A 14171-nucleotide genomic window follows, 5' to 3' on the forward strand; every position below is an offset into this window, starting at 1 on the left:
TCGGTGTGGAAGACGTCGAGTCGTGGCCGACGGGCCGGCTGCTGTCCGCGGCGGCCCGGATGGTGGAGAGGCGTTTCGACCGCTTCCTGGCCGATCTGGATCTCACTCACGCCGGCATGATCACGCTGCATCATCTGGAGAGCGGTCCCCTGTCGCAGCGGGAGCTCGCCCGGCTCTGCCGGGTCACCGACCAGACGATGAGCCGGACCATCGAGCGCCTGGCCCGTACCGGTCACGCCGACCGGGCCGAGGACACGCAGGATCGCCGCCGCACCCTCGTCCGGATCAGCGTGAAGGGCACCGAGGCGCTGGTCGCGGCCCGTGCCGAGGAGAAGCGCTTCGAGAAGGACCTGGGTTACGACGCGATCCGGCCGCAGCTGATCGCCCTGATCAGGAAACAGCTCTGACAGCGAGGGCGGCGTGCTGGCGGTGGCCGTCCTCGGCCGGGCGCTGCTGACGCTCGATCTCGGCGAAGCCGGCACTCTCCAGGCGGGCCATCATGGTGTCGACCGGCCAGCGATAGGCCGTGGTGACCTTGTGGTCGAACGGTTCGAGATCGTCGCTCTTGAAGAATCCCAGGACAAGCGTGCCGCCCGGTTTGAGGGCGCGACGAAACCCCGTGAAGACGGTGTCGATCTCGGTGGGCGGGTGGTGGATGGTGGAGTACCAGCTCAGGATGCCGTCGACACCCGTGACGTCGAGGTCGTCCATCGAACCCAGCCGGAAGTCGATGCCCGGGTGGGTTGCCCGGGCGTGCTCGACGAACTCCGGCACCAGGTCGACCCCGGACACGTCGGCGCCTCGCTCGTGCAGGTAACCGGTCAGGTGGCCGGGACCGCAGCCCAGGTCGAGGACACGGCCGGAAAGGTGCCGGGCGATCAGGTCCAGGTCGTCGGCGTGGACTTTGTCCGGCGTACCGAAGAGGTTGATGTAAAGGCCGGCGATCGCGCCGTAGGCCTCGCGGACGGTCACCGGTAGGCGCCGTGCAGGAAGAGGTCGACCAGGTCCTCGACGGTGACCGGCGCATCCGAGCCGGTGAGACGCCAGACCCGGCCGTGGAACAAGCCGAGGAACGCTCCGGCGAGCGCCTCGACGGGCAGCCGCAGCTCGGCCTGATCCGGCTCGAACAACGCCACGATCGTCTCCCGGGTCTCGGAGACCGACTCGTCGCGGGTCAGCGCCCGCGCCGCGCTGCTGTCCGGTGCTGGACGGGCGACCGCGCCGCCGATGGCGTGCAGGGCGCCGATGACCGCGCCCATCCGGGTCATGTGCGCGTCGAGGGCGTAGACGGCGTCGGCCAGCCGGGCGGCGAGCGGCTGGTCCAGCGAGATCGACCGCAGCTCTTCGAGGACCTGCGTCGGATCCATCGCGGCGGCCACGCAGGCGCGCAGCACCGCGTTCTTGTCGTCGAAGACCCGGAAGATCGTCGCCTCGCCGATCCCGGCAGCCCGCGCGATCTTCGCGGTGGTCACGGCCGCCCCGAGCTCGGCCACCAGCGGCAGCGCGGCCTGAACAATCGTGTGCCGCCGCTGCTCAGGTGTCATCCCCGGCGCCCGGCGCCGGTCAGTGGTGGTCGCCATGCTCCGGACTCTACGGAGTGAGTATTCACTCCGTCAACGCCGCTTTTGTAATGTCAGTCGCGTGCATGTCATCGAGATCCGCCGTTACCCCGTGAAGTCCATGCTCGGCGAGGAGCTGCCGGCCGCTGAGGTCGGCGAGCGCGGGCTGGCCGGCGATCGGCTGTGGGCGGTACGTGATCCGGACGGGAAGTTCGGCAGCGGCAAGAACACCCGCCGATTCCGCCGGATGCCCGGCCTGTTCGACTTCCGGGCGGCTTCGGGCGCGCCGGCACCGACGGTCACGCTGCCGGATGGGCGGCGGTTCGCTGCTGATGATCCGGCGGGACATCGGGCGATCGGTGCGGCGCTCGGGCGTACCGTCTCGCTCGCTCCGGAGGCCTCGATCCCGCACTATGACGAAGGGCCGGTCAGCCTGATCACCACCGCCTCACTGCGGGCGCTCGCCGCGCTGACCGGCGACGACATCCAGGCGCTACGGTTCCGGGCGAACCTGCTGATCGACCTCTTGGGCAACCGTTTCGCCGAGGACGACTGGCCGGGGCGGACGCTGCGCATCGGTCCGGACGTCGTGCTGCGCATCCTCCGGCCACTCACCCGCTGCGTAATGATCGACATGGCCCAGGACGCCGCCGCCGAACGCAACGACCTGCTCAAACTCCTGGCCGGCCAGCACGAGATGACGTTCGGCGTGGTCGCGGCCGTCGAGCAGACCGGCCAGGTCGCCATCGAGGACTCCTGCACGTGGGTATGACCGGGAGCGCCGGGCCGCCGGCAGGGCTTATGGATACTGGGTTGGTGACGATCAAGGCGTTGGTGTTCGACTTCGACGGGTTGCTCATGGACACCGAGACGACGCTGCTGGACAGCTGGCGGTGGGAGTGGCGGCGGCACGGGCTCGAGCTCGACCAGGCCGGGTTCTTCGCCGACCACGGCGGTGACAACAACGAGGAGCGTTATGTCGCGCTCGCGGCAGCGGTCGGGCAGGCCTATGACCGGGTGAGCAGCCACGATCTCCGGATGGAATATCGGGCCGCGCTGAACGCGGCTCTCCAGCCCTCCCCCGGCATCGTCGACTGGCTGGACCGGGCCGCTGAGCTGGGCTTACGCCTCGCCGTCGCGAGCAGCTCCCCCATCGATCACGTGGGCGCGCTGCTCGACCGGTCCGGGCTCCTCGAACGCTTCGAGGTGCTGGCCACCGGCGAGGAGGTGGCCGCGCACAAGCCTGACCCCGCCGTCTACTTGCTGGCACTGGACCGGCTCGGCCTGCCGGGGTCGGAAGCGGTCGCCTTCGAGGACACCGCCCACGGCGCCACGGCGGCGAAAGCGGCCGGCATGCCGTGCGTGGCGGTGCCCAACCTCTACGCCGACCACGCCCGCTTCACCGCGGCGGACATCGTGCTTCCGAGCGCAGCCGATCTCCCGCTGGACGAGGTTCTCGCCACCCTGGCCGCGAAGCTGCTGTGACCCGGTTGCCGGGCGCTCGGGGCCATAGTTGTCTTCGAGGCTTACACCCACTGCGGGTGTGGTCACATCCACAGTGGGTGTAAGGCTCAAGAAGACACTGAAGGCCGAAGCCGCCGGAAGGGCTGCCATGAAGATGTTCCGCCGCACGGTTGATCACGCGCGGGCGCAGCAGCAGCTGGAGGACGAGGTCCGGCGGCTCGGTGCGCTGATCGGGGCCGGGGACGCCGACCTCGTCGCCTTCGGGAACCGGGACGGCGGTTATCCCTGGGCCAGCGTCGATGAGAGCGGTGTCTACCACTGGATCGTGACCGAGCGCGGGCAGGAGCTGCAGCACCGGAAGACCCGGGACCTCGACGAGATGCTGTTCTGGTGCCTTGAGGCGACGACGTGGTCGATGGGCGGGGACTGGGCGCTGCGTCACCCCGTCGCCGGCGAGGAGCAGCGTGTCACTCGCTGGCGTAAGCAGTTCGCACTGCTCGCGACGATCAACCCGGAGTGGCCGCACCGCGCCCGGCAGCGGCTCATCGAGAGGATCGAACCGGCCAATCTGCCGGAGGGCGGTATCCCTCCGGCAGATGGCTGAGAACGATCAGAGGATCAGTGTCCGGACACCGTGCCGCTGATCTCGTTCGGCACCGCGTCGAGTGTCACCGACGCCTTCACCGCACCGGTCGACAGGTCGACCTGGTGGACCTTCTTGGTGGCCGGCTCGGTCACATAAGCCACCGAGCCCCGTACGAACAGCGCCGGGCGTGGCTGCTGCCAGTCGGTCGGCTCGGTCCACGCGCCGACCACCGGCCACGACGCCGTCAGCGTGCCCGTCGCCGGGTCGGTGACGTGCAGTTTGCCGTCGGTGCCGAGGATCAGCGCCTCACCGTTCGGGCCACGGCCCAGCGAGCGGAAGCTGTAGCTGACGCCGGACGGCATCGGGACCACCTTCAGCGACTTCGCCGCCGTGTCGATCAGGGAGAACTGGGTCGGCGCCTCCCGCTCCGCGTCCGGGTCGATCTTGTAGTCGCCGAGCAGCACCGGTGACGCCTCGGAGCCGGCCTGGTTGCCGATCCGGCTGTAGGCCAGGTCGCTCTTCACCTTCGTGAACGTGCCTGCGGTGAACAGCAGGACACCGTCCTCGCAGCCCAGCGCCACGACCTCGCCCTGCGCGACGGCCTCGCCGTGCACGCCGGGGCATTCCTCGCTGCGGGCGATCTCCTTGCCGTCCTTGTCGAGCGCGAGCGCTCCGGAGCGGGTCTCCTCGGTGCCGAGGGTGACGATCAGGGTGCCGTCGGCGAGTTCGACAGCGACGCCGTGGTGCGGCACCGCCGCCTTGTACTGCCGGCCCTGCGGCTTGCCGTTCGCCAGGTCGGCCGGGTTGAAGCTGTTCACCTCGCCGGTGCCGTCGGTGAACAGGATCGTGCGGTCACCGTGCCGCACGACGTGCCCCGGCTTCGCGCCCGGGTAGGCGATATCGGTCATCTTCCCGGCAACCGCGTCGAGGACCCGGAATCCGTCCGTGGTGGAGACGAAGACGTTGGTGTCATTGCCGGCCGGGTTGACCCGGTTGAAGCCGTCGAGGGCGACGGTGTGCCCGACCGCCAGCGACGAGCCGTCGAGAACGTAGATGCCACCCTCGTAGGTCACCGCCACTGGGTCCGTCACCGCGGGTGCCGCAGGTGCCGCGGCGGGTTCTCCGGACGACGACGCGCAGGCGGTGAGCCCGAGCGCGGCCACGGCGACGAACGCCGCGCCACGGATTCTGGTGCGATTCATGAGATCCTCCCCATTTTGCAACTAACAATCATTTTCAATAAGGAACCGAGACTGGTCCCATGACACATTGGCAAGAACGGTCAGGCCGTCAGGCCACCGATGATCGCTTCGGCGTTGAAGCGCATCATCTCCAGATAGGTGGCGGCCGCACCGCCGGGCTCGCTCAGCGATTCCGAATACAGCCCGACCACCCGCACCCGCAGATCCGCCTCCTCCGCGAGCACCTCGGCGAGGCGCTGCGGCTGCGCGCTGTCCGCGAAGATGGCCGGCACCCGATGCCGCGTCACCGCCGTGACCAGCGACGCCAGGTCGGATGCGCTCGGCGACGCCAGGGTCGTGCCACTCGGGATGATCGCGCCGATCACCGCGAGCTCGTACCGCTGCGCGAGATAACCGAACACGTGGTGATTCGTGACCAGAACCCGGCGTTCCGCCGGAATTCCCGCGAAGCGGTTCGCCATCCAGGCGTCCAGGTCACCCAATTTCCTTCGGTACGCGTCAGCGCGCCGGCGAATCGTGTCGGCGTCCACACCGTCCACGTGTTCGGCGATCGCGTCGGCGAGCAGGCCGACAGCCGTGTCCATCCGTTGCGGATCGGTCCAGAAATGCGGATCCGGCAGTCCGGCGGCGTCGCCGTCGCGGTATTCGAGCGGGTCGATCAGCGCGCCGGTCTCGACGGTGTGCACGCCCTCGTCCCGCGCCGCGCCGACGTGCCGCAGGACGCCCTCCTCCAGGCCGAGCCCGTTGTAGACGACCAGGTCAGCGGTCTGCATGGCGTGCGCCTCGCGGGCCGAGATGCCGAACGAGTGCGGGTCGGCGTTCGGCTTCATCAGCACGGTGACCCGCGCCTGGTCGCCGGTGATCTCGCGGACCACGTCGCCGAGGATGTTCGTGGTCACGACGATCTGGTCGGTGTCGGTCCGCGTGCAGGCAGCGGTGCCGGCGAGCAGCGCCGTCGCAGTGAGCAGGGCCGTCGCCGTGAGCAGGACCCGCAGCGGGGTTCGCAGCAGTCTCATCGGCCGACCTCGACGGCCAAGTCGGGGCGTTGCTCCACCGTGAGCGTGCGGGCCGTCCGCAGGTTGTCCCGGTAGTCGATCTCGTGGATGACCCGTGCGTCCGGGTCTGCCACGTAGGCACGGTTGATGTCGAGGGTCAGGCTCGTGCCCGGCACCTTCGCCTCCGCGAGGACGTCGCCGGTCTTCAGGTCGTAACTCCGCAGGGTTCCGCTCCTGTCGAGCGCCAGCACGGATTTGCCGTCCGCCGGGGACGCCGCCGCGATCAGGTTGGCCGCCGGCACGTGCTGGACGGTGGCTTTCGGGGCGTTCAGCGACCAGATGCCGGTGCTGTCGAACTGGGCGGCCTCGTTGCTGCGGGGCCGGGAACCGAACGGGCTCGACGGCACTTTTCCGCCGGGACCGCGCAGGACTTCTGCCTCGGAACCGGTGGTGGTGTGCTTTACGCGTACCCAATGATCCTGGCAAGCGGTGAGCGTTCCGCCTCGCAGGACCACCGACTCGCCCGGTGTTTCGCAAGGTGCCTGAAAGGCGCCTGCCGGCAGTTCGGTGATGGTGCCGGTCTCCAGGGCCCGGCGGTCGAGGACGGTGAGCCGGCCGCCGGCGGTGGTGATCGTCGTGTGGGCGTCGTTGCCGGCGATCGTGGTGATCTTCGCAGCGAGCGTCAGGGTGCCGAGGGTGCGGGCCGAGGCTCGGTAGTAGTGGACGTGGTCGGTGTGGTCGACGGTCCAGACGCCGGCGTCGGTGATCTCGAGGGTGCGGTCGCCGTCGGTGGTGTAGAGGAAACGTCCGTCTTCGATCAGCGTTTCGACGGGGTGGGTGAGGGTGAGATCGGTGGTTGCGGTGGTGGTCAGGTCGAGCAGGTGCAGGGTTCGGGCGCCGCGGGTGGTGTAGGCGATGGCGGAATGGGGTTCGGAGAGTTCTTCGGCGCCATCGATGAAGCCATGGGGCTCGGCGGCGCTCCCCTCCTCGCCCGATTTATTAGGGTTTAACGGTGAACACGCTGATAGGGCCAGCGCGGCGCTCAGCATGGTCGCGCCGAGAAGCCTGCTGATGATCACGAGGTTCCTTTCGAGGAGAGGGCGGTGGTCAGGCTCCGGGCGATGAGGACGGTGAAGAACAGGAGGACGGCGGTCAAGGCGATGGTGGCGCCGGCCGCCGTCGCGGCGAACCAGGAGATCCACAGGCCGAGGACCACGGCGAGCGCCCCAATGGCGAAGCTGGTCAGCATGACCATGGGCAGCCGGCGGGCCACCAGCATCGCCGCCGCTGACGGGGCGATCAGCATGCCGAAGGCGAGCAGCGTTCCGACGACGCTGAACGCGACCGCCATCGTGACGGTGAGCAGGACGAGCATCATCGCGTTCGCCAGATCCGGGCGCAGGCCGAGCGTCTTCGCCTTGCGGGCGTCGAACGTCAGCGCCAGGAACGGCCGGTAGAAGACCACCGAGATCACGCCGGTCACGACCAGCGCGCCACGGAGCAACAGCAGATCGGGTACGCGGATCGCGAGGACGTCGCCGAACAGGAACGCCGTCAGGTCGGTCGCGAACGAGCGTGAGTGCGACACCACGATGACCCCGGCCGACAGCATCCCGACGAAGAGCAGCCCGATGCTGGTGTCCCGGCCGAACTCCCGGCTGTGCCGCAGGGCGTTCACCCCGAGCGCCATGGCGAGTGCGCTGGCCGCCGCCCCGGCGACGAGGTTGCCGCCGACGATGCCGGCGACCGCCACCCCGGGCAGCATGCCGTGGCTCATCGCCTCGCCGAGGAACGTCATCCCGCGAGCGATCACCCAGGCGCCGGCCAGCGCACACACGGCGGCGAGGAGGACGCCGCCGACGAGGGCGCGGACCACGAAGGACACGGTGAACGGTTCGAGAAGCACATGAGGCAATATAGTGGTAATGAAAACCGTTGTCATTAGGGGGGTTCGGGGTGCTGTCGGCTTCTGAGGTTTGTTACGGGTATGCAGGGGTTTCGGTGCTGCGCGAGGTGAGCGTGGAGGTGGGGGCGGGGTCTCTCGTGGCGGTGACGGGTCCGAACGGGTCGGGCAAGAGCACACTGCTGCACGTTCTGGCGGGGGTGCTTCAGCCCAAGTCCGGATATGTCCGGCGTCAGGCGGGATGTCGGGTGGCGCTTCTCCCCCAGCGGACGCCGGACATCGACGCGCTGCCGCTGACCGTGGGTGAGTGTGTGCGGATCGGCGGGTTCCAGGGGTTCTTTCGCCGCTCCACGGCGTCGTCCACCGACTCGATCATGGAGCGGCTGGGGATCGCCGATCTTCGACGGCGCCGGATGCGGGAGTTGTCCGGCGGGCAGCGTCAGCGGGTGCTGATCGCGCAGGCGCTGGTGCAGCAGGCCGAGGTGTACGTGCTCGACGAGCCGACGGTCGCCCTGGACGCCGCCAGCCGGGCGACGGTCCATGAGCTGCTCGGCGAGAAAGTCCGCGCCGGCGCCGCCGTGGTGCTGTCCAGCCATGACCCGGAGGAGTCGGCCCTGGCCGGCCACACCGTGCACCTGCGGGCGCCGGCGGCGTGACATCCTCATCGGTGATGACTGAGCTGACCGAGGTGTTCTGGCGCGCCCACACCGGCCTGCCCCGTGAAGCCCCCGGATCCGTGGCGACCACCGAGCTGTTGCTGCGGCTGGCCGGGGCGCTGCCCGGCAAGCCGCGGGTACTCGACGCCGGCTGCGGCACCGGGCCGGCCAGCGTGCTTCTCGCCCAGCTGACCGGCGGGCAGGTGACAGCGGTCGACCTGCACGAGCCGTTCCTGGCAGCCGTGACCGCCCGGGCGCAGGCCGCTGGTGTCGCCGACCGGGTCACCGCACTCAACGCGTCGATGGACTCGTTGCCGATCGAGCACGGGAGTGTGGACCTGTTGTGGGCGGAGGGTTCCGCGTACATCATCGGTTTTGACGCGGCGCTGGCCGCGTGGCGACCGCTGCTGGCACCGGGCGGGGTTGTCGTTCTGACCGAGGCGGAATGGCTGACCCCGTCACCGTCGGCCGGGGCGCGGGGGTTCTGGGATCCGGGCTATCCCGCGATGCGCACCACCGCCGGCAATGTGGAGGCGGCGCAGAGGGCGGGCTGGACGGTGCAGGCGGTTTACGTGCTGCCGGACAGCGACTGGGACGAGTACTACGTCCCGCTGGCCGCCCGCATCGAGGAGCTGCGGGCCGAGGGCGTCCCCGAGGAGATGCTCGCCCAGGTGGGCGAGGAGATCACGGTGCGGGCCGAGCATGGTGGGGACTACTCCTACACGGGGTACGTGCTGCGCCCGCGCCCCTGACAACGACGGCATCTGAACGTCGGTATCGGGCTGTATGGTGTGATCCCTTGATCATGCTGACCGCGCGCGGGAGACGATCCGGTTGAGTTTCGACCTTACCGTTGTGGCGTTCGACGGGTGGACCGACGTTTCCGAGGTCGCCGCGATGGTCGCTCGTTGCGAATCATCCGTTCACGTCGACGGCGAGCTCGACGAACGGATCGCCGGCTTCTACGAGCGGTTACGGGCACGATTCCCGGACTACCCTCCGCACTGGGACTCGCCCGACTGTCCGTGGATGTCGATGCCCCTGGACGTGGGCATCGACCACGTGAGCATGTGTATGAGCTTCAGCGAACGAAGCACTCCGGCGATCGCGCTCATCACGGAGTTGGCGACCGAATTCGGACTGACTCTGTGGGATCCGCAGGACGGGTCGGCGCAGAAGATGCTGCCGGCGCCGTCCCGCGAGCAGGTCGCGGCATGGTGGCGTGACCTGCTCGAAGGCCGGTGCGACCACGAGGAAACCTTCGACCGCGTCCGTCAGTGGGTCGAGGACTCACCCGAGGCCATCGACGATCCGATCACCTCCATGGGCCTGCAACAACTGCACGGCTTCGCCCTGACCGCCGAACCGGGTGCGGGACGTCTGCACCACGACCAGGAGGTCCGAGCCGCGTTCGAACAGTGGCTCACCCACGGAACACGATTCGACGCCGACCCCGGCGGCTGGCAACGGGAGCGTTATCGCCAGTCGCTCCAGGCCGTCCTGCGCGATCACGGCCGGCAGCACGCCCAGGCCATCGCAAAGGGCCTGCTCGCAGAAGGCTGGTTGTCCGCCGCGGATGTCCGACAGATCGTGGGCTCGACCGCCGACCTCCCGAATCAAGGTCCTTCGTAGTCCAGAGAGGCCCCCGGGTCGACACGGCCGGGGCACTTGCCGTTTTTCGTCGTACACCCGCAGCGGGTGTACGACGAATCCGCATATCAGGTCCGTGCCCAAGCTGGGACTGTTGTGGGCTCTTCATGGAACGGCATCTGAATTGTTCCGGATGGTGGAGTTACCGTGGTTGATGGAAGATCATGGGGTGAGCAGCTTCGCGGCACCGCTTGAGGGACTCAGCGCACTCGTCATCGGCGGCGGGGGTGATGGGATCGGGCGGGCTGTCACGCGGGCGTTCGCCGCTGCCGGGGCGTCGGTGGCTGTCGCGGACGTAGTCGCTGATCGGGCGCTCGCGGCCAGTCTGGAGCTGACCGGGAACGGGGCGCAGGCTGTTCCGCTGATCGGGAACGTGCGGTCGATGGCCGATCTCGAAGGGTTCGTGGCGCAGACCGTCGAGGCGTTCGGGAAGATCGACGCACTGGTCACCGTGGTCGGCGGGCAGGTGGCGTTCGTGCCGGCCGTGCGGCTGCACGAGATGGTCGACGAGGACTGGGATCTCGCGTACGAAATGAATCTGCGCTGGGTGGCGCGCGCCTCGCGCGCGGTGATCCGTACCTTCCTCGCGCAGGGTTTCGGTGGGTCGATCGTGAGTGTCGGGTCGGTCGCGGGGGTGATGGCGGCGCCGACGCAGGCGGCCTACGGCGCGGCGAAGGCGGGTGTCGCCAGCCTGGCGCGGACGGTGGCGGCGGAATACGCGCGCGACGGGATCCGGATGAACGTGGTCACCTGCGGGGCGATCGCTACGGCCGTGGCCAACGCGGAGCCGGACCCGGACGGCGTGCCGGAGATTCCGATGGGGCGGCTCGGTGTGCCGGACGACGCGGCTTCGGCGGTGGTCTATCTGTCGTCGCCGCTCGCGTCCTATATCACCGGGCAGAGCCTGGTCGTCGACGGTGGTGTCAGCGTGCGCGGTCCGTTCTCATGACGGGGCCTTGCGGGCTCGGTACGCGATCATATTGACCCGGTTTCCGCAGCGCACGCTGCAGAAACGCTTGGAGCCGTTGCGAGACAGGTCGGTGAAGATGCCCTCACAGTCGTCGGCGTCGCAGACCCGCAGCCGGCTCGTCTCGTTGGTGCGGATCACGTCGATCAGAGCGAGAGCGGCCTCCACCCGGATCCGCTCGGCGAGGGGCGCGGTCGGCTCGGTGGCGTGGATGTGCCAGTCCGAGCCGTCGTGCCGGGTCAGATAGGGCAGCGCCCGGGCCTCGCGCAACATCCGGTTCACCGCTTCGACGGCGTCGTCACGGTTCAAGGTCCACACCTTTTGGAGCAGCGTACGCGCATCGCGCACCGCCTCCAGCTCGGCGTGATCGTGGTCGATGCGCCCGGAGTAGGTGTAGCCGCTCAGCAGTGTGCCGAGGTCATCCACCGTGGAGAGCTCGTCGGTGCCGGATCGGGACGCTGCGGGCGCCGTGTTCACGAGCGCCACGACGAACTCCAGCGACTCCTCAGTGTCAGGGGCAAAAAGCAATTTGACTCCTCACAGAACCCGGCCTAGCGTCAGGGGCGAACCTAATTTAGCCCATGACGAAGGATGCCGCCGTGAAGCTTTCGCCGCAGTCCGCCGGACTTGTCGCAGCTGTGACGTCGGCTGCCACCTTCGGCACGTCCGGGGCGTTCATCAAGCCCCTCCTCGAAGCCGGCTGGTCGCCCGCCGCCGCCGTCACCGCCCGCGCGCTGATCGCCGGGACGCTGCTGCTGCCGTTCGTGCTGTTCTCGCTGCGTGGCCGCTGGGACGCGGTGTGGCGGGGCAGGTGGCGGCTGCTCGGCATGGGCGTCATCGCGGTGGCGTTCACGCAGCTGGCGTACTTCGCCGCGATCAGCCGGATCCCGGTGTCGACAGCGCTGCTGGTGGAATATCTGGCCCCGCTGCTGCTGGTGCTGTGGGCGTGGGCGTACACCCGGCGGATGCCGCGGGTCGCCGTGCTGCTCGGGTCGGCTCTGGCTATCGGCGGCCTGGTCCTGGTGATCGGGCCCGGGGCGCTGCAGGCCGTCGACCCGCTCGGCATCCTGCTCGCGTTCGCTGCCGCGATCGGGTGCGCGGTCTACTTCGTCGTGTCGGCACGCCCGTCCGACGGGTTGCCGCCGGTCGCCCTCGCCGGAGTCGGCCTGCTGATCGGCGGGGCGTCGCTCGGGCTGGTGGGGCTGGCCGGTGCGGTGCCGATGACGGTGACGTTCGGTGATGTCGAGATGCTCGGTGCTTCGGCGCCGTGGTGGGTGCCGCTGATGGTGGTGGCGGTGTTCGCCACGGCTATCGCCTATGCGACCGGGATCTTCGGGTCGAGCCGGCTGGGGTCGCGGCTCGCGTCGTTCATCGGGCTGCTGGAAGTGGTGTTCGCGTCGGTGTTCGCGTGGATTGTGGTGGGCGAGGCGCTGACGCCGCTGCAGATGCTGGGCGGGGCGCTGATCCTGGCCGGGATCGCCTCGATCCCCGGCGAGCCGATCGCGCCGGTGACCGCGGCCGACGAGGACCGGGAGCTGTCGCCCTCAGCCGTGTGACCGGATCGCCTGCTCGGCCAGCAGGGATACGCCGATCATGACCATGGCGGCTCCGGAGACGCGGGTGACGGCTCGGGCCGCTGCCGGGCGGGCCTTCAGCACTCGCCGCGAGCCGGTGCTGACCAGGGTGTAGATCACCGCGCAGCTGGCGGTGTGCACCAGGCCGAGCACGGCGATCTGGACCGCGAGAGGCCAGCCCGCGGCCGGCCGGGTGAACTGCGGCAGCAACGCCAGGAAGAGCAGGATCGCCTTCGGGTTGAGCCCGCTGATGCCGAGGCCTTTGATGGCCTGCGCCAGCCACTTCTGCTGCTCACTGCCGGCAGCGACCTGTAGGACAGCCGGGCTGCGCAGCATCCCGGCGCCGAGGAACAACAGATAACCCGCGCCCGCCACGGTCAGCGCGGTCAGCACCGGCGGCTCGCTCGCCACCAGGGCGGCCACTCCGGCGGCGGTCACGGCGGTGACCAGCACATATCCGGCGAGAAGACCGGCTATCGCCGGTAGCACGGTGCGGTGCCTCAGTCCGGCCCCTATTGCGTACGCCCAATCGGCTCCCGGCGTGAGCACGAGGAGGAACGACACCGCCCAGAATGCGGCAACGCTGCTGACTGACATGGGGTGAACGCTATGCGCGCGGGACCGGGAGGTGTTCCCGATTGTGGTGGCGACTGGCCGTACCCATGGAAGGATCTTCTCCATGGACGGCCTGGACCGGAAGATTCTTGCTGAGCTCCAGAACGACGGCCGGCTCACGGTCACCGAGCTGGCCGAGAGGGTAGGGCTGAGCGTGTCGCCGTGCCATCGGCGGCTGCGGGCGCTGGAGCAGTCCGGGGCGATCCGGGCCTATCGCGCGCATCTCGACGCCACGGTGCTGGGGCTGACGTTCGAGGCGCTGGTGTTCGTCACGATGAGCCGCGCCGATCGGGGCACGGTGGCGGAGTTCGAGGCGGCGGTCGCGGCGATTCCGCAGGTGCAGCAGGCCCAGCGGCTGTTCGGCGAGCCGGACTACCTGCTGCGGATCATCACCCGGGATCTGACGGCGTTCCAGAAGCTGTACGACGAACAGCTGGCGACGCTGCCGGGGGTGCAGGTGCTGCGGTCAACGATGGTGATGAAGACGATCGTGGAGAACCAGCCGCTGCAGGTGTGACGTCATCGCCCGGCCACCTGAGTCTTGAGCGCGGCCAGCCCGGCTTGCAGGAAGGCGTACATCGACTGGCGCGCCTCGGCCCCGGCAGCCGGGTCCGGGAGCAGTTCGCACTCCTGGAAAGCGCCGAGGATCGCCCCGAACGCGATGCGGGTGGCGGGGTGGTCGTCAGCGACGCCGATCTCCTGCGCGAGGGCGCTCACCACGACGCGGGCAGCCTCCTCGTTCTGGACGCTGGTCAGAGCGCGCAGCGTAGGGTTGGTTCGGAACATATCGGCCCGGATCTCTCGCTCCCCGGGCGTCAAAGCTTGCGGCTCGGCCTCAAGCCATCGGGCCAGGGCCTCCAGGACCGGCTGTCCAGGAGGCCGGGTCACCAGTGCCTCGCTGAACCTGGCCGACGACTCGCTGGTCGACGCCAGGGCGATGTCCAGCTTCGTGGGGAAATACAGCGAAACGCTGCGATCACCGCGAGCACAGGAGCATCGA

General features: G+C 69.1%; 19 protein-coding genes. 10 read left to right on the top strand and 9 right to left on the bottom strand.

Annotated elements, in window-relative coordinates:
- Nucleotides 1–5: 5 nt before the first annotated feature.
- Complete coding sequence (locus B0I29_RS29185; protein WP_111652404.1) at nucleotides 6–407, top strand: MarR family winged helix-turn-helix transcriptional regulator; 402 nt, start codon at nucleotides 6–8, stop codon at nucleotides 405–407.
- On the opposite strand, the gene B0I29_RS29190 is transcribed toward B0I29_RS29185, so the two are convergent.
- Nucleotides 391–972, bottom strand: a complete 582-nt coding sequence (locus tag B0I29_RS29190; RefSeq protein ID WP_181558021.1) for a class I SAM-dependent methyltransferase — start codon at nucleotides 970–972, stop codon at nucleotides 391–393. The two genes, B0I29_RS29185 and B0I29_RS29190, sit on opposite strands and share 17 nt — an antisense overlap.
- Nucleotides 969–1580, bottom strand: coding sequence for a TetR/AcrR family transcriptional regulator (locus tag B0I29_RS29195; protein ID WP_111652312.1), 612 nt, complete (start codon nucleotides 1578–1580; stop codon nucleotides 969–971). The genes B0I29_RS29190 and B0I29_RS29195 overlap by 4 nt, the downstream gene beginning before the upstream one ends.
- A gap of 61 nt (nucleotides 1581–1641) precedes the next feature.
- Between B0I29_RS29195 and B0I29_RS29200 the strand changes: the two genes are divergently transcribed.
- The 3 genes from B0I29_RS29200 to B0I29_RS29210 all read left to right on the top strand — a co-directional run bounded on the left by B0I29_RS29200 (nucleotide 1642) and on the right by B0I29_RS29210 (nucleotide 3627).
- Nucleotides 1642–2331: an MOSC domain-containing protein gene (locus B0I29_RS29200; RefSeq protein WP_111652313.1), complete on the top strand. Its 690-nt coding sequence runs from the start codon at nucleotides 1642–1644 to the stop codon at nucleotides 2329–2331.
- Nucleotides 2332–2375: 44 nt separating this feature from the next.
- Nucleotides 2376–3044 (top strand): HAD family hydrolase, encoded by a 669-nt coding sequence (locus B0I29_RS29205; protein WP_111652405.1) that lies wholly within the window; start codon nucleotides 2376–2378, stop codon nucleotides 3042–3044.
- A 127-nt stretch (nucleotides 3045–3171) separates the two neighbouring features.
- Complete coding sequence (locus B0I29_RS29210) at nucleotides 3172–3627, top strand: Imm63 family immunity protein (RefSeq protein ID WP_111652314.1); 456 nt, start codon at nucleotides 3172–3174, stop codon at nucleotides 3625–3627.
- Between the two features lie 14 nt (nucleotides 3628–3641).
- Here the strand turns inward: B0I29_RS29210 and aztD are convergent, their stop codons facing one another.
- The 4 genes from aztD to aztB form a co-directional block, all read right to left on the bottom strand.
- Nucleotides 3642–4811: a zinc metallochaperone AztD gene (gene aztD / locus B0I29_RS29215; protein ID WP_111652315.1), complete on the bottom strand. Its 1170-nt coding sequence runs from the start codon at nucleotides 4809–4811 to the stop codon at nucleotides 3642–3644.
- A gap of 80 nt (nucleotides 4812–4891) precedes the next feature.
- The gene (aztC, locus tag B0I29_RS29220; protein WP_111652316.1) at nucleotides 4892–5827 is read right to left on the bottom strand and encodes a zinc ABC transporter substrate-binding protein AztC; all 936 of its coding nucleotides are present in this window, start codon (nucleotides 5825–5827) and stop codon (nucleotides 4892–4894) included.
- On the bottom strand, nucleotides 5824–6885 hold the full coding sequence (locus B0I29_RS29225; protein ID WP_111652317.1) for a hypothetical protein: 1062 nt from the start codon (nucleotides 6883–6885) through the stop codon (nucleotides 5824–5826). Before B0I29_RS29225 ends, aztC begins: the two co-directional genes overlap by 4 nt.
- Entirely contained in the window at nucleotides 6882–7712 is an 831-nt protein-coding gene (gene aztB, locus B0I29_RS29230; protein WP_245972797.1) for a zinc ABC transporter permease AztB, read from the bottom strand. The genes B0I29_RS29225 and aztB overlap by 4 nt, the downstream gene beginning before the upstream one ends.
- Before the next feature lie 107 nt (nucleotides 7713–7819).
- On the opposite strand from aztB, the gene B0I29_RS29235 reads away from it, so the two are divergent.
- The 4 genes from B0I29_RS29235 (at nucleotide 7820) to B0I29_RS29250 (ending at nucleotide 10964) form a co-directional block, all read left to right on the top strand.
- Complete coding sequence (locus B0I29_RS29235; protein WP_281270918.1) at nucleotides 7820–8365, top strand: ATP-binding cassette domain-containing protein; 546 nt, start codon at nucleotides 7820–7822, stop codon at nucleotides 8363–8365.
- Nucleotides 8366–8379: 14 nt separating this feature from the next.
- On the top strand, nucleotides 8380–9117 hold the full coding sequence (locus tag B0I29_RS29240; protein WP_111652320.1) for an SAM-dependent methyltransferase: 738 nt from the start codon (nucleotides 8380–8382) through the stop codon (nucleotides 9115–9117).
- An 82-nt stretch (nucleotides 9118–9199) separates the two neighbouring features.
- Nucleotides 9200–9997: a hypothetical protein gene (locus tag B0I29_RS45965; protein WP_181558022.1), complete on the top strand. Its 798-nt coding sequence runs from the start codon at nucleotides 9200–9202 to the stop codon at nucleotides 9995–9997.
- A gap of 187 nt (nucleotides 9998–10184) precedes the next feature.
- Nucleotides 10185–10964 carry an SDR family NAD(P)-dependent oxidoreductase gene (locus tag B0I29_RS29250; protein WP_245972798.1) on the top strand — a complete coding sequence of 260 codons (780 nt, stop codon included), beginning with the start codon at nucleotides 10185–10187 and terminating at the stop codon, nucleotides 10962–10964.
- Here the strand turns inward: B0I29_RS29250 and B0I29_RS29255 are convergent.
- Nucleotides 10959–11510: a CGNR zinc finger domain-containing protein gene (locus B0I29_RS29255; RefSeq protein WP_111652322.1), complete on the bottom strand. Its 552-nt coding sequence runs from the start codon at nucleotides 11508–11510 to the stop codon at nucleotides 10959–10961. The two genes, B0I29_RS29250 and B0I29_RS29255, sit on opposite strands and share 6 nt — an antisense overlap.
- A 53-nt stretch (nucleotides 11511–11563) precedes the next feature.
- Here B0I29_RS29255 and B0I29_RS29260 point away from each other — a divergent pair, with 53 nt between their 5' ends.
- Nucleotides 11564–12538, top strand: coding sequence for an EamA family transporter (locus B0I29_RS29260; RefSeq protein WP_221403221.1), 975 nt, complete (start codon nucleotides 11564–11566; stop codon nucleotides 12536–12538).
- On the opposite strand, the gene B0I29_RS29265 is transcribed toward B0I29_RS29260, so the two are convergent.
- Nucleotides 12527–13153 (bottom strand): LysE family translocator, encoded by a 627-nt coding sequence (locus tag B0I29_RS29265; protein ID WP_111652323.1) that lies wholly within the window; start codon nucleotides 13151–13153, stop codon nucleotides 12527–12529. The two genes, B0I29_RS29260 and B0I29_RS29265, sit on opposite strands and share 12 nt — an antisense overlap.
- An 82-nt stretch (nucleotides 13154–13235) precedes the next feature.
- Here B0I29_RS29265 and B0I29_RS29270 point away from each other — a divergent pair, with 82 nt between their 5' ends.
- Nucleotides 13236–13688 carry an Lrp/AsnC family transcriptional regulator gene (locus B0I29_RS29270; RefSeq protein WP_111652324.1) on the top strand — a complete coding sequence of 151 codons (453 nt, stop codon included), beginning with the start codon at nucleotides 13236–13238 and terminating at the stop codon, nucleotides 13686–13688.
- 2 nt (nucleotides 13689–13690) lie between these two features.
- Here B0I29_RS29270 and B0I29_RS29275 read toward each other — a convergent pair whose 3' ends face one another.
- Nucleotides 13691–14059 carry a hypothetical protein gene (locus tag B0I29_RS29275; protein ID WP_111652325.1) on the bottom strand — a complete coding sequence of 123 codons (369 nt, stop codon included), beginning with the start codon at nucleotides 14057–14059 and terminating at the stop codon, nucleotides 13691–13693.
- Nucleotides 14060–14171 lie beyond the last annotated feature (112 nt).

The organism is Actinoplanes lutulentus, from assembly GCF_003259845.1.
Lineage (GTDB): Bacteria > Actinomycetota > Actinomycetes > Mycobacteriales > Micromonosporaceae > Actinoplanes > Actinoplanes lutulentus.